Annotated in this window: 14 protein-coding genes; 7 read left to right on the top strand and 7 right to left on the bottom strand. The window is 65.4% G+C overall.

Going from position 1 to position 15,535, the window contains the following annotated elements; translation table 11 throughout:
- Nucleotides 1-6 precede the first annotated feature (6 nt).
- The 3 genes from dnaJ to grpE form a co-directional block, all read right to left on the bottom strand.
- The gene (dnaJ, locus tag OH686_RS16630) at nt 7-1,137 is read right to left on the bottom strand and encodes a molecular chaperone DnaJ (RefSeq protein WP_289534045.1); all 1,131 of its coding nucleotides are present in this window, start codon (nt 1,135-1,137) and stop codon (nt 7-9) included.
- A gap of 120 nt (nt 1,138-1,257) precedes the next feature.
- A complete protein-coding gene (gene dnaK, locus OH686_RS16625) occupies nt 1,258-3,174 on the bottom strand; it encodes a molecular chaperone DnaK (RefSeq protein WP_289534044.1) in 1,917 nt (638 codons plus the stop codon).
- Nucleotides 3,175-3,277: 103 nt separating this feature from the next.
- Entirely contained in the window at nt 3,278-3,847 is a 570-nt protein-coding gene (gene grpE / locus OH686_RS16620) for a nucleotide exchange factor GrpE (protein WP_289534043.1), read from the bottom strand.
- A gap of 147 nt (nt 3,848-3,994) precedes the next feature.
- On the opposite strand from grpE, the gene recN reads away from it, so the two are divergent.
- Nucleotides 3,995-5,668 carry a DNA repair protein RecN gene (recN, locus tag OH686_RS16615; protein ID WP_289534042.1) on the top strand — a complete coding sequence of 558 codons (1,674 nt, stop codon included), beginning with the start codon at nt 3,995-3,997 and terminating at the stop codon, nt 5,666-5,668.
- 64 nt (nt 5,669-5,732) lie between these two features.
- Here recN and fur read toward each other — a convergent pair whose 3' ends face one another.
- Entirely contained in the window at nt 5,733-6,143 is a 411-nt protein-coding gene (gene fur, locus OH686_RS16610) for a ferric iron uptake transcriptional regulator (protein ID WP_137971020.1), read from the bottom strand.
- A 97-nt stretch (nt 6,144-6,240) separates the two neighbouring features.
- Between fur and OH686_RS16605 the strand changes: the two genes are divergently transcribed.
- Nucleotides 6,241-6,756, top strand: coding sequence for an outer membrane protein assembly factor BamE (locus tag OH686_RS16605; RefSeq protein ID WP_289534041.1), 516 nt, complete (start codon nt 6,241-6,243; stop codon nt 6,754-6,756).
- Nucleotides 6,757-6,814: 58 nt separating this feature from the next.
- On the opposite strand, the gene OH686_RS16600 is transcribed toward OH686_RS16605, so the two are convergent.
- Nucleotides 6,815-7,120 carry an RnfH family protein gene (locus tag OH686_RS16600; RefSeq protein ID WP_289534040.1) on the bottom strand — a complete coding sequence of 102 codons (306 nt, stop codon included), beginning with the start codon at nt 7,118-7,120 and terminating at the stop codon, nt 6,815-6,817.
- Nucleotides 7,113-7,547, bottom strand: coding sequence for a type II toxin-antitoxin system RatA family toxin (locus OH686_RS16595; RefSeq protein WP_289534039.1), 435 nt, complete (start codon nt 7,545-7,547; stop codon nt 7,113-7,115). The genes OH686_RS16600 and OH686_RS16595 overlap by 8 nt, the downstream gene beginning before the upstream one ends.
- A gap of 129 nt (nt 7,548-7,676) precedes the next feature.
- Here OH686_RS16595 and smpB point away from each other — a divergent pair, with 129 nt between their 5' ends.
- Nucleotides 7,677-8,159, top strand: coding sequence for an SsrA-binding protein SmpB (gene smpB, locus OH686_RS16590; RefSeq protein ID WP_137971016.1), 483 nt, complete (start codon nt 7,677-7,679; stop codon nt 8,157-8,159).
- 30 nt (nt 8,160-8,189) lie between these two features.
- Here smpB and OH686_RS16585 read toward each other — a convergent pair whose 3' ends face one another.
- Nucleotides 8,190-8,957: an FCD domain-containing protein gene (locus OH686_RS16585; RefSeq protein WP_137971015.1), complete on the bottom strand. Its 768-nt coding sequence runs from the start codon at nt 8,955-8,957 to the stop codon at nt 8,190-8,192.
- A gap of 310 nt (nt 8,958-9,267) precedes the next feature.
- Between OH686_RS16585 and OH686_RS16580 the strand changes: the two genes are divergently transcribed.
- The 4 genes from OH686_RS16580 to OH686_RS16565 all read left to right on the top strand — a co-directional run bounded on the left by OH686_RS16580 (nt 9,268) and on the right by OH686_RS16565 (nt 15,492).
- Nucleotides 9,268-10,953 (top strand): lactate permease LctP family transporter, encoded by a 1,686-nt coding sequence (locus tag OH686_RS16580; RefSeq protein WP_289534038.1) that lies wholly within the window; start codon nt 9,268-9,270, stop codon nt 10,951-10,953.
- A 170-nt stretch (nt 10,954-11,123) separates the two neighbouring features.
- Nucleotides 11,124-12,269, top strand: coding sequence for an FMN-dependent L-lactate dehydrogenase LldD (gene lldD, locus OH686_RS16575; protein WP_289534037.1), 1,146 nt, complete (start codon nt 11,124-11,126; stop codon nt 12,267-12,269).
- A 59-nt stretch (nt 12,270-12,328) separates the two neighbouring features.
- Nucleotides 12,329-15,154 carry an FAD-binding and (Fe-S)-binding domain-containing protein gene (locus tag OH686_RS16570; RefSeq protein ID WP_289534036.1) on the top strand — a complete coding sequence of 942 codons (2,826 nt, stop codon included), beginning with the start codon at nt 12,329-12,331 and terminating at the stop codon, nt 15,152-15,154.
- A 65-nt stretch (nt 15,155-15,219) separates the two neighbouring features.
- Nucleotides 15,220-15,492: a PA2433 domain-containing protein gene (locus tag OH686_RS16565; protein WP_289534035.1), complete on the top strand. Its 273-nt coding sequence runs from the start codon at nt 15,220-15,222 to the stop codon at nt 15,490-15,492.
- Nucleotides 15,493-15,535 lie beyond the last annotated feature (43 nt).

The raw sequence follows: 15,535 nt of genomic DNA, 5'->3' as shown, positions 1-15,535 counted from the left end.
TGTTCCTTAGATGTCGCCGAAGAAGCGCTTCATGCCGTCGAACCAGCCGCTGGCCTTGGGCGAGTGGGAACTGTCGCCTTCCAGCGACTTGCGGAACTCTTCCAGCAGCTCGCGCTGGCGCTTGTCCAGATTGACCGGCGTTTCCACCGCCACCCGGCACATCAGGTCGCCGGCACCGCCACCGCGCACCGGGGCCACGCCCTTGCCACGCAGACGGAACAGCTTGCCGGTCTGGGTGCCTTCCGGGATCTTCAGCTTGACCCGGCCATCCAGGGTCGGCACTTCCAGCTCGCCGCCAAGCGCCGCGTCGGCGAAGCTGATCGGGACTTCGCAGTACAGGTGCTTGCCGTCGCGTTGGAAGATCGGGTGCTCGCGCACGTTGACCACCACGTACAGGTCGCCGGCCGGCCCGCCATGGGAGCCCGCCTCGCCTTCGCCGGACAGACGGATACGGTCGCCGGTGTCGACGCCTGCCGGCACCTTGACCGACAGGGTCTTGCTCTCTTCCACCCGGCCCTGACCATGGCAGCTGCCACAGGGGTCGGTGATCATCTTGCCGCTGCCATGGCAGCGCGGGCAGGTCTGCTGCACCGAGAAGAAGCCCTGCTGCATGCGCACCTGGCCGATGCCACCGCAGGTGGTACAGGTCACCGGGCTGGTACCCTTCTTGGCGCCGCTGCCATCGCAGGTCTTGCAACCGACCAGGGTCGGCACGCGAATGGTCACGGTGGTGCCGCGCACCGCCTCTTCCAAGTCCAGTTCGAGGGTGTAGCGCAGATCCGAGCCGCGCTGGGCGCCGCCACGCTGGCCGCCGCGACCGCCACCGCCGAAGAAATCACTGAACACATCGCCGAAGATGTCGGAGAAGTTCGCGCCGCCGGCGCCAAAGCCGCCACCGCCGCCCATCTGCGGGTCGACGCCGGCATGGCCGTACTGGTCGTAGGCCGAGCGTTTGCTGGCATCGGAGAGCACTTCATAGGCCTCGTTGGCCTCCTTGAATTTCTCTTCCGCGGCCTTGTCGTCCGGGTTGCGGTCCGGGTGGTGCTTCATCGCCAGGCGGCGGTAGGCCTTCTTCAGGTCCGCCTCGCTGGCGCCGCGCTCCACACCGAGCACTTCGTAATAGTCACGTTTGGCCATACATCAACACCTTTAAATTCGTCTGCCCCAGACACACCAACGCGGGAGCAAGCTCCCGCGCGGCGAATCGCACCTGCCGAAGCCAGGCTTCGGCAGGCTGGAACGGAAGCAAGCCGTAGCTTACTTGTTGTCCTTGACCTCTTCGAACTCGGCGTCGACCACGTCGTCGCCGGCGTCCTTGGCGTCATCCGCGCCCTGGGCGGCAGCGCCCGGTTGCGGCTGCTCGGCGTACATCTTCTGCGCCAGCGGAGTGGTAGCTTCGGACAGGGCGTTGATCTTGGCCTCGATGGCAGCCTTGTCGTCGCCTTTCAGGGCAGCTTCCAGTTCGCCGATGGCCTTCTCGATGGCCGCCTTCTCGTCGGCAGTGGCCTTGTCGCCAGCCTCGGTGATCATCTTGCGAGTGGCGTGGACCAGACCGTCGCCCTGGTTGCGGGCAGCGGCCAGTTCCTCGAACTTGCGGTCTTCCTCGGCGTTGGCCTCGGCGTCACGCACCATGCGCTCGATCTCCTCGTCGGACAGACCGGAGTTGGCCTTGATCACAATCGACTGCTGCTTGCCGGTGGCCTTGTCTTTGGCGCCGACGTGCAGGATACCGTTAGCGTCGATGTCGAAGGTCACTTCGATCTGCGGCACGCCACGCGGAGCCGGCGGAATCTCGGCCAGGTCGAACTTGCCCAGCGACTTGTTCTGCGCGGCTTGCTTGCGCTCGCCCTGCAGCACGTGAATGGTCACGGCGCTCTGGTTGTCGTCGGCGGTGGAGAACACCTGCGACTTCTTGGTCGGGATGGTGGTGTTCTTCTCGATCAGCGGAGTCATCACGCCGCCCATGGTCTCGATGCCCAGGGTCAGCGGGGACACGTCGAGCAGCAGCACGTCCTTGACGTCACCGGCCAGCACGGCGCCCTGGATGGCGGCACCGATGGCCACGGCCTCGTCCGGGTTGACGTCCTTGCGCGCTTCCTTGCCGAAGAACTCGGCAACCTTCTGCTGCACCAGCGGCATACGGGTCTGGCCGCCGACCAGGATCACGTCGTCGATCTTGCTGGCGTCAATGCCGGCGTCTTTCAGGGCAATGCGGCACGGCTCGATGGTACGGGCGACCAGATCCTCGACCAGGGCCTCCAGCTTGGCGCGGGAGATCTTCACGTTGAGGTGCTTCGGACCGGTCGCGTCGGCGGTGATGTAAGGCAGGTTGACATCGGTCTGCTGGGACGAGGACAGCTCGATCTTGGCCTTCTCGGCGGCTTCTTTCAGGCGCTGCAGAGCCAGCGGATCGTTCTTCAGATCCATGCCGGACTCTTTCTTGAACTCATCGACGAGGTAGTCGATCAGGCGCATGTCGAAGTCTTCACCACCGAGGAAGGTGTCACCGTTGGTGGCCAGCACTTCGAACTGGTGCTCACCGTCGACTTCGGCGATCTCGATCACCGACACGTCGAAGGTACCGCCACCCAAGTCATACACGATCACGGTGTGGTCGCCCTTGGCCTTGTCCATGCCGTAGGCCAGCGCAGCCGCGGTCGGTTCGTTGATGATGCGCTTGACGTCCAGACCGGCGATGCGGCCGGCGTCTTTGGTGGCCTGGCGCTGGCTATCGTTGAAGTAGGCCGGCACGGTGATCACCGCTTCGGTCACGGCCTCGCCCAGGTAGTCCTCGGCGGTCTTCTTCATTTTCTTCAGCACTTCGGCGCTGATCTGCGGCGGCGCCATGTCCTTGCCGCTGGCCTGCACCCAGGCGTCGCCGTTGCTGGCCTTAACGATCTTGTAGGGAACCAGCTTGATGTCTTTCTGCACGACATCTTCTTCGAAGCGGCGACCGATCAGGCGCTTCACTGCGAACAGGGTGTTGTGCGGGTTGGTCACCGCCTGGCGCTTGGCGGACTGGCCGACCAGAGTCTCGCCGTCGTTGGTGTAGGCGATGATCGAGGGGGTAGTACGCGCGCCCTCGGCGTTCTCGATGACCTTGACGCTGCCGTTTTCCAGGATGGCCACGCAGGAGTTGGTGGTCCCCAGGTCGATACCGATGATTTTGCCCATGTTCAAACTCTCCGAAACTTTGTCGTTAACCGCGGCCTGTCATGCCCGCCGCGTCAGCTATGAATTCGCTTGCTGTAACAGATGGGGGTCGGCCCGATGGATTTCAAGCCTGCTCGTCGATGGAGGGCGGCGGCGCGCTCGGCGCCTTGCTCACCACGACCATGGCCGGGCGCAGCAGGCGACCGTTGAGCAGGTAGCCCTTCTGGAACACCTTGAGCACCGTATTCGGCTCGACATGGGTGCTCTCCTCCATCGCCATGGCCTGATGATGCTCCGGATTGAACGGCGTGCCGTGCGGATCGAGCGCTTCCAGCTGGTAGCGCTTGAGGGTGTCGTGGAACAGCTTGAGGGTCAGCTCCATGCCTTCGCGCACGGCCTTGATCGCCTCGTCGTTGGGATTGGACAGCTCCAGACCGCGCTCCAGGCTGTCGACCACCGGCAGCAGGTCGTTGGCGAACTTCTCCAGGGCGAACTTGTGCGCCTTCTCTACATCCTGCTCGGCGCGGCGGCGCACGTTCTGCAGGTCGGCGGCCACGCGCAGGGACTGATCCTGGGCGGCAGCCAGCTGCTCTTCAAGGATCTGCACGCGGGCGGCCAAGTCGTCGCCGGCGGTCGCCTCGGGGGCCAGTTGCTCTTCCGGGGTTGCCGGGTCCAGGGTCTGTTCGTCTGCCATTGGTTCCTCCTGTCTATACATCGGCGGGTCATGGCCCGCGCTTCTTGCCGCCTATATGGGGGCCGGTCGCACGGTTTCAAGGGTTATTGCCGGGACAAAACAAAACACTGTATAAATAGCCAGCACAAACTTTTGGGAGCGCTCTCCATGCTGGTGCACCTGTCCGTTCACAACTACGCCATCGTCGAACACCTGGATCTGGAGCTGGAACGCGGCATGTCCGTGATCACCGGTGAGACCGGCGCCGGCAAGTCGATCATGCTCGACGCCCTCGGCCTGGCCCTAGGCGATCGCGCCGACAGCGGCGCGGTCCGCCCCGGCGCCGACAAGGCGGACATCCTCGCCAGCTTCGACCTGGAAGACATCGCCGAGGCCCGCGCCTGGCTGGCCGAACGCGACCTGGACCACGACGGCCCGTGCATCCTGCGCCGCGTCATCACCAGCGAAGGCCGCTCGCGCGGCTATATCAACGGCGCGCCCTGCCCGCTCGGCGACCTCAAGGCCCTCGGCGAGCTGCTGATCGACATCCACAGCCAGCACGAGCACCAGTCACTGCTCAAGCCCGACACCCATCGCCGCCTGCTCGACGAATACGCCGGCAGCCAGGAGCTGGCGCGCCAGGTTCACCTGGCCGCTCAGCGCTGGCGCCAGACTCGCCAGGAACTGCAGCGCATGTCCTCGACTGGCGACGAGCAGCGCGCCCGCCACCAGTTGCTCAGCTACCAGCTGGAAGAGCTGGAGAACCTGGGCCTGGGCGACAACGAGCTGGAACGACTGGAGCAGGAACACAAGACCCTGAGCAGCGCCGAACAGCTGCTCGGCGCCTGCCGCCAGGTGCTCGACCTGTGCAGTGAGAGCGACGCCGGCAACGTGCTGTCCGCCCTCACCGCCAGCCTCAACCGCCTCACCGCCTTCAGCAGCCAGCCCGGCGCCCTGGGCGAGGCGACCAACCTGCTGGCCAGTGCGCAGATCCAGGTCGAGGAAGCGGTCGGCGAATTGAATCGCTTCCTCGACCATTTCGACGCCGACCCGCAGCGTCAGCAGTTGCTGGAAGAGCGCCTGGACGCCATCTACAGCCTGGCGCGCAAGCATCGGGTGCAGCCCTTCGAGCTGGCCGAGCTGCAGCAGCGCCTGCTGGAAGAGCTGGAAAGCCTCAACGCCGATGACGAGGCGGTAGAGCGTCTGGGCGAGGAGCTGGCCTCCTACGCTCGCCATTATCAGGAGAAGGCCGCCGAGCTGAGCGCCCTGCGCCAGCAAGCCGCCAGCCGTCTGGCCGAAGCCGTGCAGGTGGAGATGCAGACCCTCGGCATGCCCGGCGGACGCTTCAGCATCGAGCTGCAGGCTGGCAGTGCCGAAGAGCCGCAACCCCACGGCTTGGAGCAGGTGGAATTCCTGGTCAGCGCCAACCCGGGCCAGCCACTGAAGTCGCTGGCCAAGGTCGCCTCGGGCGGCGAACTGTCGCGCATCAGCCTGGCCATCCAGGTGATCACCGCGCAGACCTCGCGGGTACCGACCCTGGTGTTCGACGAAGTGGACGTCGGCATCGGCGGCCCCACCGCCGAAGTGGTCGGCCAGCTGCTACGCCGCCTGGGCGAGCGCGGCCAGGTGCTGACCGTGACCCACCTGCCGCAGGTCGCGGCCCAGGGCCACCATCATCTGTTCGTGCACAAGCAGCGCGACAGCGCCGAGACCCGCACCGCCGTGGCCAACCTGGATACAGCGCAGCGCGTCGAGGAAGTCGCGCGCATGCTCGGCGGCGTCGACCTCACCGAGGAATCCCTGCAGCACGCACGCAAGATGGTCACCAGCGTCCAGAGCTGACACTGCAAGCCGCCCATGAAAAAGGCGCCCCGCGGGGCGCCTTTTTCGTCTGACTCGGTACGCGTTACTTCTTCTTGCGCACGTAGAGCACCAGATTGTGATCGACCAGTTCGAAGCCGTGCTGCTTAACGATCTCTTTCTGCAGCTTCTCGATCTCTGGATCGAAGAACTCGATCACTTCGCCGCTATCGACGCAGACCATGTGGTCGTGGTGCCCGCTGTCGGCCAGCTCGAATACGGCATGGCCGCCGTCGAAGTTGTGGCGCTCGACCAGGCCGGCAGCCTCGAACTGGGTCAGCACGCGGTAGACGGTAGCCAGGCCTACATCTTCGCCGGCCTCCATCAGAGCCTTGTATACGTCTTCCGCACTCATGTGACGCTGGCCGGAAGTGGCCGAGTCGAGCATCTGCAGAATCTTCACGCGCGGCAGGGTGACCTTGAGGCCAGCCTTACGCAGTTCGTTGTTTTCAACCATGGTCAGCTTTCTCGTGGTTGCTGCTTCGCAGCTCCCGTTAATGCGGGTATGATCGGGGTTTAATTTGCCCAGCCAAGATAGTGGAAGTCACCCACCGATGCAAAACACCAAGCTCTTGCTGCCCAGCCTCACCCTCGTGGGTCTGTTCGCACTCGCCGGCTGTTCGTTTCCCGGGGTCTACAAAATCGACATCCAGCAGGGCAATGTCGTTACACAGGACATGATAGACCAGTTGAAGCCCGGAATGACCCAACGCCAAGTGCGGTTTATCATGGGCAACCCGCTGATCACCGATACCTTCCACGCCAAGCGCTGGGACTATCTGTACAGCATTCAACCGGGTGGTCGTCAGCGTTACCAGGAACGCATCAGCCTAATGTTCGACGGCAGCGATCAACTGATCGGCCTGGCCGGCGACTTCATGCCGGGCGTCAGCCGCGACCAGGAAATCCTCGGCGAAGGCAGCGACACGAGCGTCAACCAGCAGCCGCAACAGCAGACCGAAGAGCCGGCCAAGCCGGGCTCCCTGCTGGAGCAGATCCAGGACGAAGTGGATGCCGCCGAGCCGATCCCGGTGCCGATTCCGGAGCCGCTGGACCCGCAGCCGCAGTAATCCGCTACAACAAAAAGCCCGGCCAATGCCGGGCTTTTTCATGGCCGCCGAAAATCACTCAGTCGCCTTGCTGCGCAGCCTTGGCTCGTGCCGCACGCGCCTTGCGCACTTCCTTGGGATCGGCCAGCAGCGGCCGATAGATCTCGACCCGCTCGCCGGCCTCCAACACCCGCTCCTCCGGCTTGGCCACTAGCTTGCCGAAGATACCCAGCGCAGCAGTGCTCAGATCGAGACCGGGAAAGTGCTCGTCCATCGCCGAGCGCAGCGCCGCCTCGCGCACTGTGGTGCCGGTCGGCACGCTCAGGCGTAGCAGACGCTGCTCGCCTGCGAGGGCGTAGACCACCTCAATATCAATCTCAGCCATAGAGCTGCTTGGCCCGCTGGCAGAAAGCATCGACCATGGTGTTGGCTGCCTGGGTGAACAGCGGACCGAGCGTCGCCTTGACCAGCGGACCGGCGTAATCGAAGGTCATGTCCAGGCTGATCTTGCAGGCCTTGTCGCCGAGCGCCTTGAACTCCCACACACCATGCAACTTGGAGAACGGGCCGTTCACCAGCTGCATATCCATGGACTTGCCCGGCACCAGGCGGTTGCGCGTGGTGAACTGCTGGCTGATGCCCCCCTTGGCCACAGTCAGGGTCGCGCGCATCTCGCTCTCGCTGGATTCCAGCACCTCGGACGCCGCGCACCAGGGCAGGAATTGCGGATAGCTGGCCACATCGTTGACCAGGTCATAGAGGGCCTGCGCCGGATAGGGCAACAGGGCCGAGCGTTGGATACGGGTACTCATCAGCCTTTTGTTCCTGAACTGCCGCGCCGGCCTGCCAGCGCCACGGAGCGCGCATTGTGCGGAATTAGACCACCCCTCTCAAGCGCACCTGTCGCCACGGGCGCGTCGACTCCCTATAATGCGCGCCCTATGGCCAAGCAGAAGAAACACCCCACCGGGACCATCGCGCTGAACAAGAAGGCGCTGCACGACTACTTCATCGAACACAAGTTCGAGGCCGGCCTGGTCCTGTCCGGCTGGGAAGTGAAGAGCCTGCGCGCCGGCAAGGCGCAGCTGGTAGACAGCTATATCCTGCTCAAGGATGACGAAGCCTGGCTGATGGGTTGCCACATCACCCCGCTGAAGACCGCCAGCACCCACGTCATCGCCGACCCGATCCGCACCCGCAAGCTGCTGCTGAACAAGCGCGAGCTGGACAAGCTGTTCGGCTCGGTACAGCAGAAGGGCTACACCTGCGTTGCCCTGTCGATCTACTGGAAGGCCCACCTGATCAAGTGCGAGATCGCCCTGGCCAAGGGCAAGAAGGACTTCGACAAGCGCCACACCGAGAAAGAACGCGACGCCGATCGCGAAGTCCAGCGCGCCATGCGCAGCAAGGGCAAGGACGAATAAGACAAAGGGCGGATCATCCGCCCTTTTCTTTTACAGCCCCTGGCGCCGCTGCGCCCGCTCCAGGCGCCGGGCCTCCTGCTGGGCCTCGGTCAGCACCTCCTGCACATACTGGATATGCAGATCCGACAGTTGCCGCGCTGCCTCGGCGCGCCGCTCGATGATCGCCTCGAACAGCGCCTGGTGCTGTGCGCGCAACTGGTCACGGGTCTCGCTGCGCTGCAGGTACATGCCGCCGATATTGGTCACCACGTTGTGCCGGAGCAGGTCGAACAGGCCACGGATGGTGTGTAGCAGCACCGCGTTGTGGCTCGCCTCGGCGATGGCCAGATGGAAGCGTGCATCCGCCGCGCCCTCCTCCGCCCGGCTGGCCTTGCTGTCCGGCGCATAGCAGCGCTGCAGCTCGTCGAAGGCGGCACGCAGGCGCTCGTGGTCGAGCGGCGTGGCGCGCTGCGCCGCGTAGAAGGCGCAGGAGCCCTCCAGCGTATGGCGGAACTCCAGCAGGTCGCGCTGGGCATCGGGGTTGCTCTCCAGCAGGTGCAGCAGCGGGTCGCTGAAGGTCGAACCCAGTTCCGCGGCCACATAGTTGCCGCCACCCTGGCGACTGACCAGCAGGCCCTTGGCCACCAGCTTCTGGATCGCCTCACGCAGCGACGGCCGCGATACGCCGAACTGCTCCGCCAGCGCACGCTCCGCCGGCAGCCGCTCTCCAGCCTTCAGCGTGCCCTCGAGAATCATCGACTCGAGCTGACTGACGATGTCGTCCGACAGGCGGCGCTGCCGTACCTGACCGAATGTCATACCACTTCCACCCTCATTTCCTGCCGCCCGGCGGCCGTCTGGCCCGCCATTCGCGACTTGTGCCGGGCAGCCTAACCAGCCCCGTTAACCGCGGCAAGCAGCCGCAAACGGCGAGCCGGTGCGACCAAAGTCGCAGACGGACAAATTGACACACCCAGAGCCAGGCTTTTACCCTGAGCGCCTGGCTTTGTAAATTGGTATTACCAATTAATCCAAGTCATCGAGTCGCTCGATCTGCCGCCGCCGGGCCAGAAGCCTGAGGACCACCGAGCGCTAGGCACCTCCAAAAACAATTAGGGAGCCACCCGCAATGCAAACCTGGCAACAGCTCTATACCCCGCTCGGCAGCCTCGGCCTGTCGGCGCTCGCCGCACTGATTCCGATCATCTTCTTCTTCCTCGCCCTGGCCGTGTTCCGCCTCAAGGGCCACATCGCCGGCACCATCACCCTGGCGCTGGCGCTGCTGGTGGCGATCTTCGCCTTCGGCATGCCGGCCGAAAAAGCCTTCGCCGCCGCCGGCTACGGCTTCGCCTACGGCCTGTGGCCAATCGCCTGGATCATCGTCGCCGCGGTGTTCCTCTACAAACTCGCGGTCAAGAGCGGCCAGTTCGAGGTGATCCGCAGCTCGGTGTTGTCGATCACCGATGACCAGCGCCTGCAGGTGCTGCTGATCGGCTTCTCCTTCGGTGCCTTCCTCGAAGGCGCGGCCGGCTTCGGCGCGCCGGTGGCGATCACCGCCGCCCTGCTCGTCGGCCTCGGCTTCAACCCGCTGTACGCCGCCGGCCTGTGCCTGATCGCCAACACCGCGCCGGTGGCCTTCGGCGCCCTGGGCATTCCGATCACCGTGGCCGGCCAGGTCACCGGCATCGACCCGTTCAAGATCGGCGCCATGACCGGTCGCCAACTGCCGTTGCTGTCGATCATCGTGCCGTTCTGGCTGGTGGCGATGATGGATGGCTGGAAAGGCATCAAGGAAACCTGGCCGGCCGCGCTGGTCGCCGGTGGCAGCTTCGCCGTCACCCAGTACTTCACCTCTAACTTCATCGGCCCGGAACTGCCGGACATCACCTCGGCCCTGGTCAGCCTGGTCAGCCTGACCCTGTTCCTCAAGGTCTGGAGTCCGCGCCGCGCCGAAGACAGCGAAGTGGTCAGCCTCTCCGGCGGCGCCGCGACCCTCGGCGGCTTCGGCGGCCAGAGCGGCGCCACCCCATCGCCCTACAGTTTCGGTGAGATCCTCAAGGCCTGGTCGCCGTTCCTGGTGCTGACCCTGCTGGTCACCATCTGGACCCTCAAGCCGTTCAAGGCCATGTTCGCCCCAGGCGGCGCGCTGGAGAGCTTCGTCTTCCTATTTGCCATCCCGCACCTGGACCAGCTGGTACTGAAGGTCGCACCGATCGTCGCCAACCCCACGCCGATTCCGGCCCTATTCAAACTGGATCCGATCTCTGCCACCGGCACCGCGATCTTCTTCTCGGCACTGATCTCCATGCTGATCCTGAAGATCGACTTCAAAACTGGTCTGACCACTTTCAAGGAAACCTTCATCGAGCTGAAGTGGCCGATCCTGTCCATCGGCATGGTGCTGGCCTTCGCCTTCGTCACCAACTTCTCCGGCATGTCCACCACCATGGCCCTGGTCCTGGCCGGTACCGGTTCGCTGTTCCCGTTCTTCTCGCCGTTCCTCGGCTGGCTGGGCGTGTTCCTGACCGGCTCGGACACCTCGTCCAACGCCCTGTTCGGCTCGCTGCAGGCCACCACCGCGCACCAGATCGGGGTCAACGACACCCTGCTGGTAGCCGCCAACACCAGCGGTGGCGTGACCGGCAAGATGATCTCGCCGCAATCCATCGCCGTGGCCTGCGCCGCCACCGGCATGGTCGGCAAGGAATCCGACCTGTTCCGCTTCACCCTCAAGCACAGCCTGATCTTCGCCACCTTCGTCGGCCTGATCACCCTGGTCCAGGCCTACTGGCTGACCGGCATGCTCGTGCACTGAGGACATTCGGATCTGCTGCGCGTCGGCGATACAGCGTTAGACATGGCCTCGGGCTGCTCATTTACAGCTCGTAAACTCCGCGCCCTCGGCCATGTCTGCCTTGTCTCGCTCTAGCTCGCGAGATCCGTCCGCAACATCGTTGTTCCCATTTTCCAACGGATGAGAAGCCAATGATCATCTCCGCCTCCACCGACTACCGCGCCGCCGCCCAACGCCGGCTGCCGCCGTTCCTGTTCCACTACATCGACGGCGGCGCCTACGCCGAGTACACGATGCGGCGCAACGTCGAGGACCTGGCCGGCATCGCCCTGCGTCAGCGCGTGCTGAAGAACATGTCCGAGCTGAACCTGGAAACCGAGCTGTTCGGCGAGAAGCTGGCCATGCCGGTGGCCCTGGCCCCGGTCGGCCTGACCGGCATGTACGCCCGCCGCGGCGAGGTGCAGGCGGCCAAGGCGGCGGCGGCCAAGGGCGTTCCATTCACCCTGTCCACCGTCTCGGTCTGCCCGATCGAGGAAGTGGCCCCAAGCATCGACCGGCCGATGTGGTTCCAGCTCTACGTGCTGAAGGACCGTGGCTTCATGCGCAACGCTCTGGAGCGAGCCAAGGCCGCCGGCGTCACCACCCTGGTGTTCACCGTCGACATGCCCACCCCCGGCGCGCGCTACCGTGACGCCCACTCCGGCATGAGCGGCCCCAACGCCGCCCTGCGCCGGGTGCTGCAGGCCGTCACACACCCGGCCTGGGCCTGGGACGTCGGCGTGCTGGGCAAGCCGCACGACCTCGGCAATATCTCCACCTACCGTGGAAATCCGACTGGGTTGGCCGACTATATCGGCTGGCTGGGGGCCAATTTCGACCCGTCGATCTCCTGGAAGGACCTGGAATGGATTCGTGAATTCTGGGACGGCCCGATGGTGATCAAGGGCATCCTCGACCCCGAGGATGCCAAGGACGCCGTGAAATTCGGCGCCGACGGCATCGTCGTGTCCAACCACGGCGGCCGCCAGCTCGACGGCGTGCTGTCCAGCGCCCGCGCCCTGCCAGCCATAGCCGACGCGGTGAAAGGCGAGCTGAAGATCCTCGCCGACTCCGGCATCCGCACCGGCCTCGACGTGGTGCGCATGCTCGCCCTCGGCGCCGACGGCGTGATGCTCGGCCGTGCCTTCGTCTACGCCCTGGCCGCAGCCGGCGGTGCCGGGGTGAGCAACCTGCTCGACCTGTTCGAGAAGGAGATGCGCGTGGCCATGGTTCTGACCGGCGCCAAGTCGATCGCCGAGATCAGCCGCGACTCGCTGGTGCGTGAACTGGGCGTCTGATGTTCTAGTCCCCTCTCCCAGAGGGAGAGGGGTGATACCACCGGATACATGGAGCTCGCATGAGCCTGCCCGCCGCCTTCCTCGCCGAAGTCCATCGCCTGATCCCGCGCGAGCGCCTGTTCGACGACCCGCTGTCGACCCTGGCCTTCGGCACAGATGCCAGCTTCTACAGGCTGATTCCCAAGCTGGTGGTACGGGTCGAATCCGAGGCCGAGGTGGTGCAGCTATTGGAGCTGGCCAGCGCTCAGCGCGTGCCGGTGACCTTCCGCGCCGCCGGCACCAGCCTCTCCGGCCAGGCCATCAGCGACTCGGTGCTGATCGTCCTCGGCGACAGCTGGAACGGCCGCGACATTCGCGCGGGCGGCGCGCAGATCCGCCTGCAGCCCGGCGTCATCGGCGCCCAGGCCAACGCCTGGCTGGCCCCGCTGGGGCGCAAGATCGGCCCCGACCCGGCCTCGATCAACGCGGCGAAGATCGGCGGCATCGTCGCCAACAATTCCAGTGGCATGTGCTGCGGCACCGCGCAGAACAGCTACAAGACCCTCGCCGGCCTGCGCGTGGTGCTGGCCGACGGCAGCGTACTGGACAGCGAGGACGCCGCCAGCATCGCAGCCTTCCGCGCCCGTCACGGCGCGCTGCTCGACACCCTGGCCGAGCTGGGCCGGCAAACCCGCGCCAATACCGCGCTGGCCGACAAGATCCGCCACAAGTACCGACTGAAGAACACCACCGGTTTCTCGCTCAACGCACTGGTCGACTTCGACGAGCCTCTCGACATCCTCAACCACCTGATGGTCGGCTCCGAGGGCACCTTGGGCTTTATCAGCGCGGTGACCTACGACACCGTGCCGGAGCACCCGCACAAGGCCAGCGCGCTGATCGTCTTCCCTGACGTGGAGAGCTGCTGCCAGGCCGTACCGTTGCTCAAACAGCAGCCGGTGTCCGCGGTGGAGCTGCTCGACCGCCGCAGCCTGCGCTCGGTGGAGAACATGCAGGGCATGCCCGAGTGGGTGCAGAGCCTGTCGGGCGGCGCCTGCGCCCTGCTGATCGAATCGCGCGCCGCCAGCCAGTCGCTGCTGCACGAGCAGATCGGCCAGATCATGGCCTCCATCGCCCACTTCCCGGTGGAGAAGCAGGTCGACTTCAGCGAAGACCCGGCCGTCTACAACCAGCTGTGGAAGATCCGCAAGGAGACCTTCCCCGCCGTCGGCGCCGTGCGCCAGACCGGCACCACGGTGATCATCGAGGACGTCACCTTCCCGGTGGAGCGCCTGGCCGAGGGCGTCAACCGCCTGATCGCGCTATTGGAGAAGCATCGCTACGACGAGGCCATCCTGTTCGGCCACGCCCTGGAGGGCAACTTGCACTTCGTCTTCACCCAAGGCTTCGACGACCCGGTTCAGGTCGCGCGCTACGAGGCCTTCATGCAGGACGTGGCGCAGCTAGTGGCCGTGGAGTTCGGCGGCGCGCTCAAGGCCGAGCACGGCACCGGCCGCAACATGGCGCCCTTCGTCGAGCTGGAATGGGGCAGCGAGGCCTACCAGCTGATGTGGACCATCAAGCGCCTGTTCGACCCGCTGGGCATCCTCAACCCGGACGTGGTGCTGTCGGACGACCCGCAGATCCACCTGAAGAACCTCAAGCCGCTGCCGGCCGCCGACGAGATCGTCGACAAGTGCATCGAGTGCGGCTTCTGCGAGCCGGTCTGCCCGTCCAGGGGGCTGACCCTGACGCCACGCCAGCGCATCGTCATCTGGCGCGATATCCAGGCGCGCAAGCGCGCCGGCATCGATACCACGGAGCTGGAAGCCGCCTACCACTACCAGGGCGTGGACACCTGCGCCGCCACCGGACTGTGCTCGCAGCGCTGCCCGGTGGGCATCAATACCGGCGACCTGGTGCGCAAGCTGCGCGCCCGCGACGCCGAGCACGGGCGCAGCGCCGACTGGCTGGCCGCGCACTTCCACCGCACCCTGCAGGGCGCGCGGGTGTTGCTGCACGTGGCCAACGGCGCGCGCATGCTGATGGGCGCGCCACTGCTGGGCAGGACCTCGGCCCTGCTGCACAAGGCCAGCGCCGGGCGCGTGCCGCAATGGACGCCGGCCATGCCGCAGCCGGTACGCAATCTCGATCTGCCGGCTTTCAGCAATGATGCGCGACCACGCGTGGTCTACCTCGCTGCGTGCATCTCGCGCGCCATGGGCCCGGCCTTCGCCGATGCCGAGCAGACGCCGCTGATCGACAAGACCCGCCGCCTGCTGGAAAAGGCCGGCTTCCAGGTGGTGTTCCCCGAAGATGCGGACAACCTCTGCTGCGGCCAGCCATTCGCCTCCAAGGGCTACCCGGAGCAGGCCGAACGCAAGAAGCAGGAGCTGGTCGACGCGCTGCTCAAGGCCAGCCGCGGCGGCCTCGATCCGATCTATTGCGACACCAGCCCCTGCACCCTGCGCCTGGTCCAGGACGGTCTCGACCCGCGGCTGCAACTGCACGATCCGGTGAAGTTCATCCGCGAATATCTGTTCGAACGCCTGGAATTCACCCCGCAGGACAAGCCGGTGGCGGTGCACGTCACCTGCTCCACCCAGCATCTGGGCGAGGCCCAGGGGCTGATCGACATCGCCCGCCACTGCGCCAAGGAAGTGGTGATCCCCGAGGGCATCCACTGCTGCGGCTTCGCCGGCGACAAGGGCTTCACCACGCCCGAGCTGAACGCCCACTCGCTGCGCTCGCTGAAGGACGCGGTGCAGTACTGCGAGGAAGGCATCTCCACCAGCCGCACCTGCGAGATCGGTCTTTCCAGCCACAGCGGCATCGACTACCACGGCCTGGTGTACTTGGTGGACCGGGTGACCCGGGCAAAAAACTCTGAACCGAGGCCGCTCTAACCCAGTCGACTGCACACGGGCCCGTTTGCCGGGCTCGCTTCGACGACTGAAGAGGAGAGACCTCGATGAAGCGTACTGCCCTGATTTTTGCCTGTGCTCTCGCCGCCTCGCCGGCGTTCGCCAACGACGATCTGTGCGCCACCAACCTGCAGAAGATCGATGACCAACTGGCCAGCCAGACCGCTCTCGGCGCTGCAGCCAAGCAGCAGGTCGAGGATCTGCGCAAGCAGGCCGTGCAAGCCCAGCAGGCTGGCGACAACGAAGGCTGCGCCGGGCATGCCAACCAAGCCGTGACCCTGCTGGAAAAAACCGGCAAGGGCGACGGCCCGGCCGATTGACGGCTGGAGAGCCGGCGGCACGGCGGACCTGGCGTCCGTCTCT

It is taken from the genome of Pseudomonas sp. SO81 (assembly GCF_030374125.1).
Classification (GTDB): domain Bacteria; phylum Pseudomonadota; class Gammaproteobacteria; order Pseudomonadales; family Pseudomonadaceae; genus Aquipseudomonas.
Note: the sequence above shows the minus strand (reverse complement) of the source record. Positions and strands in the feature narration are given on the sequence as shown.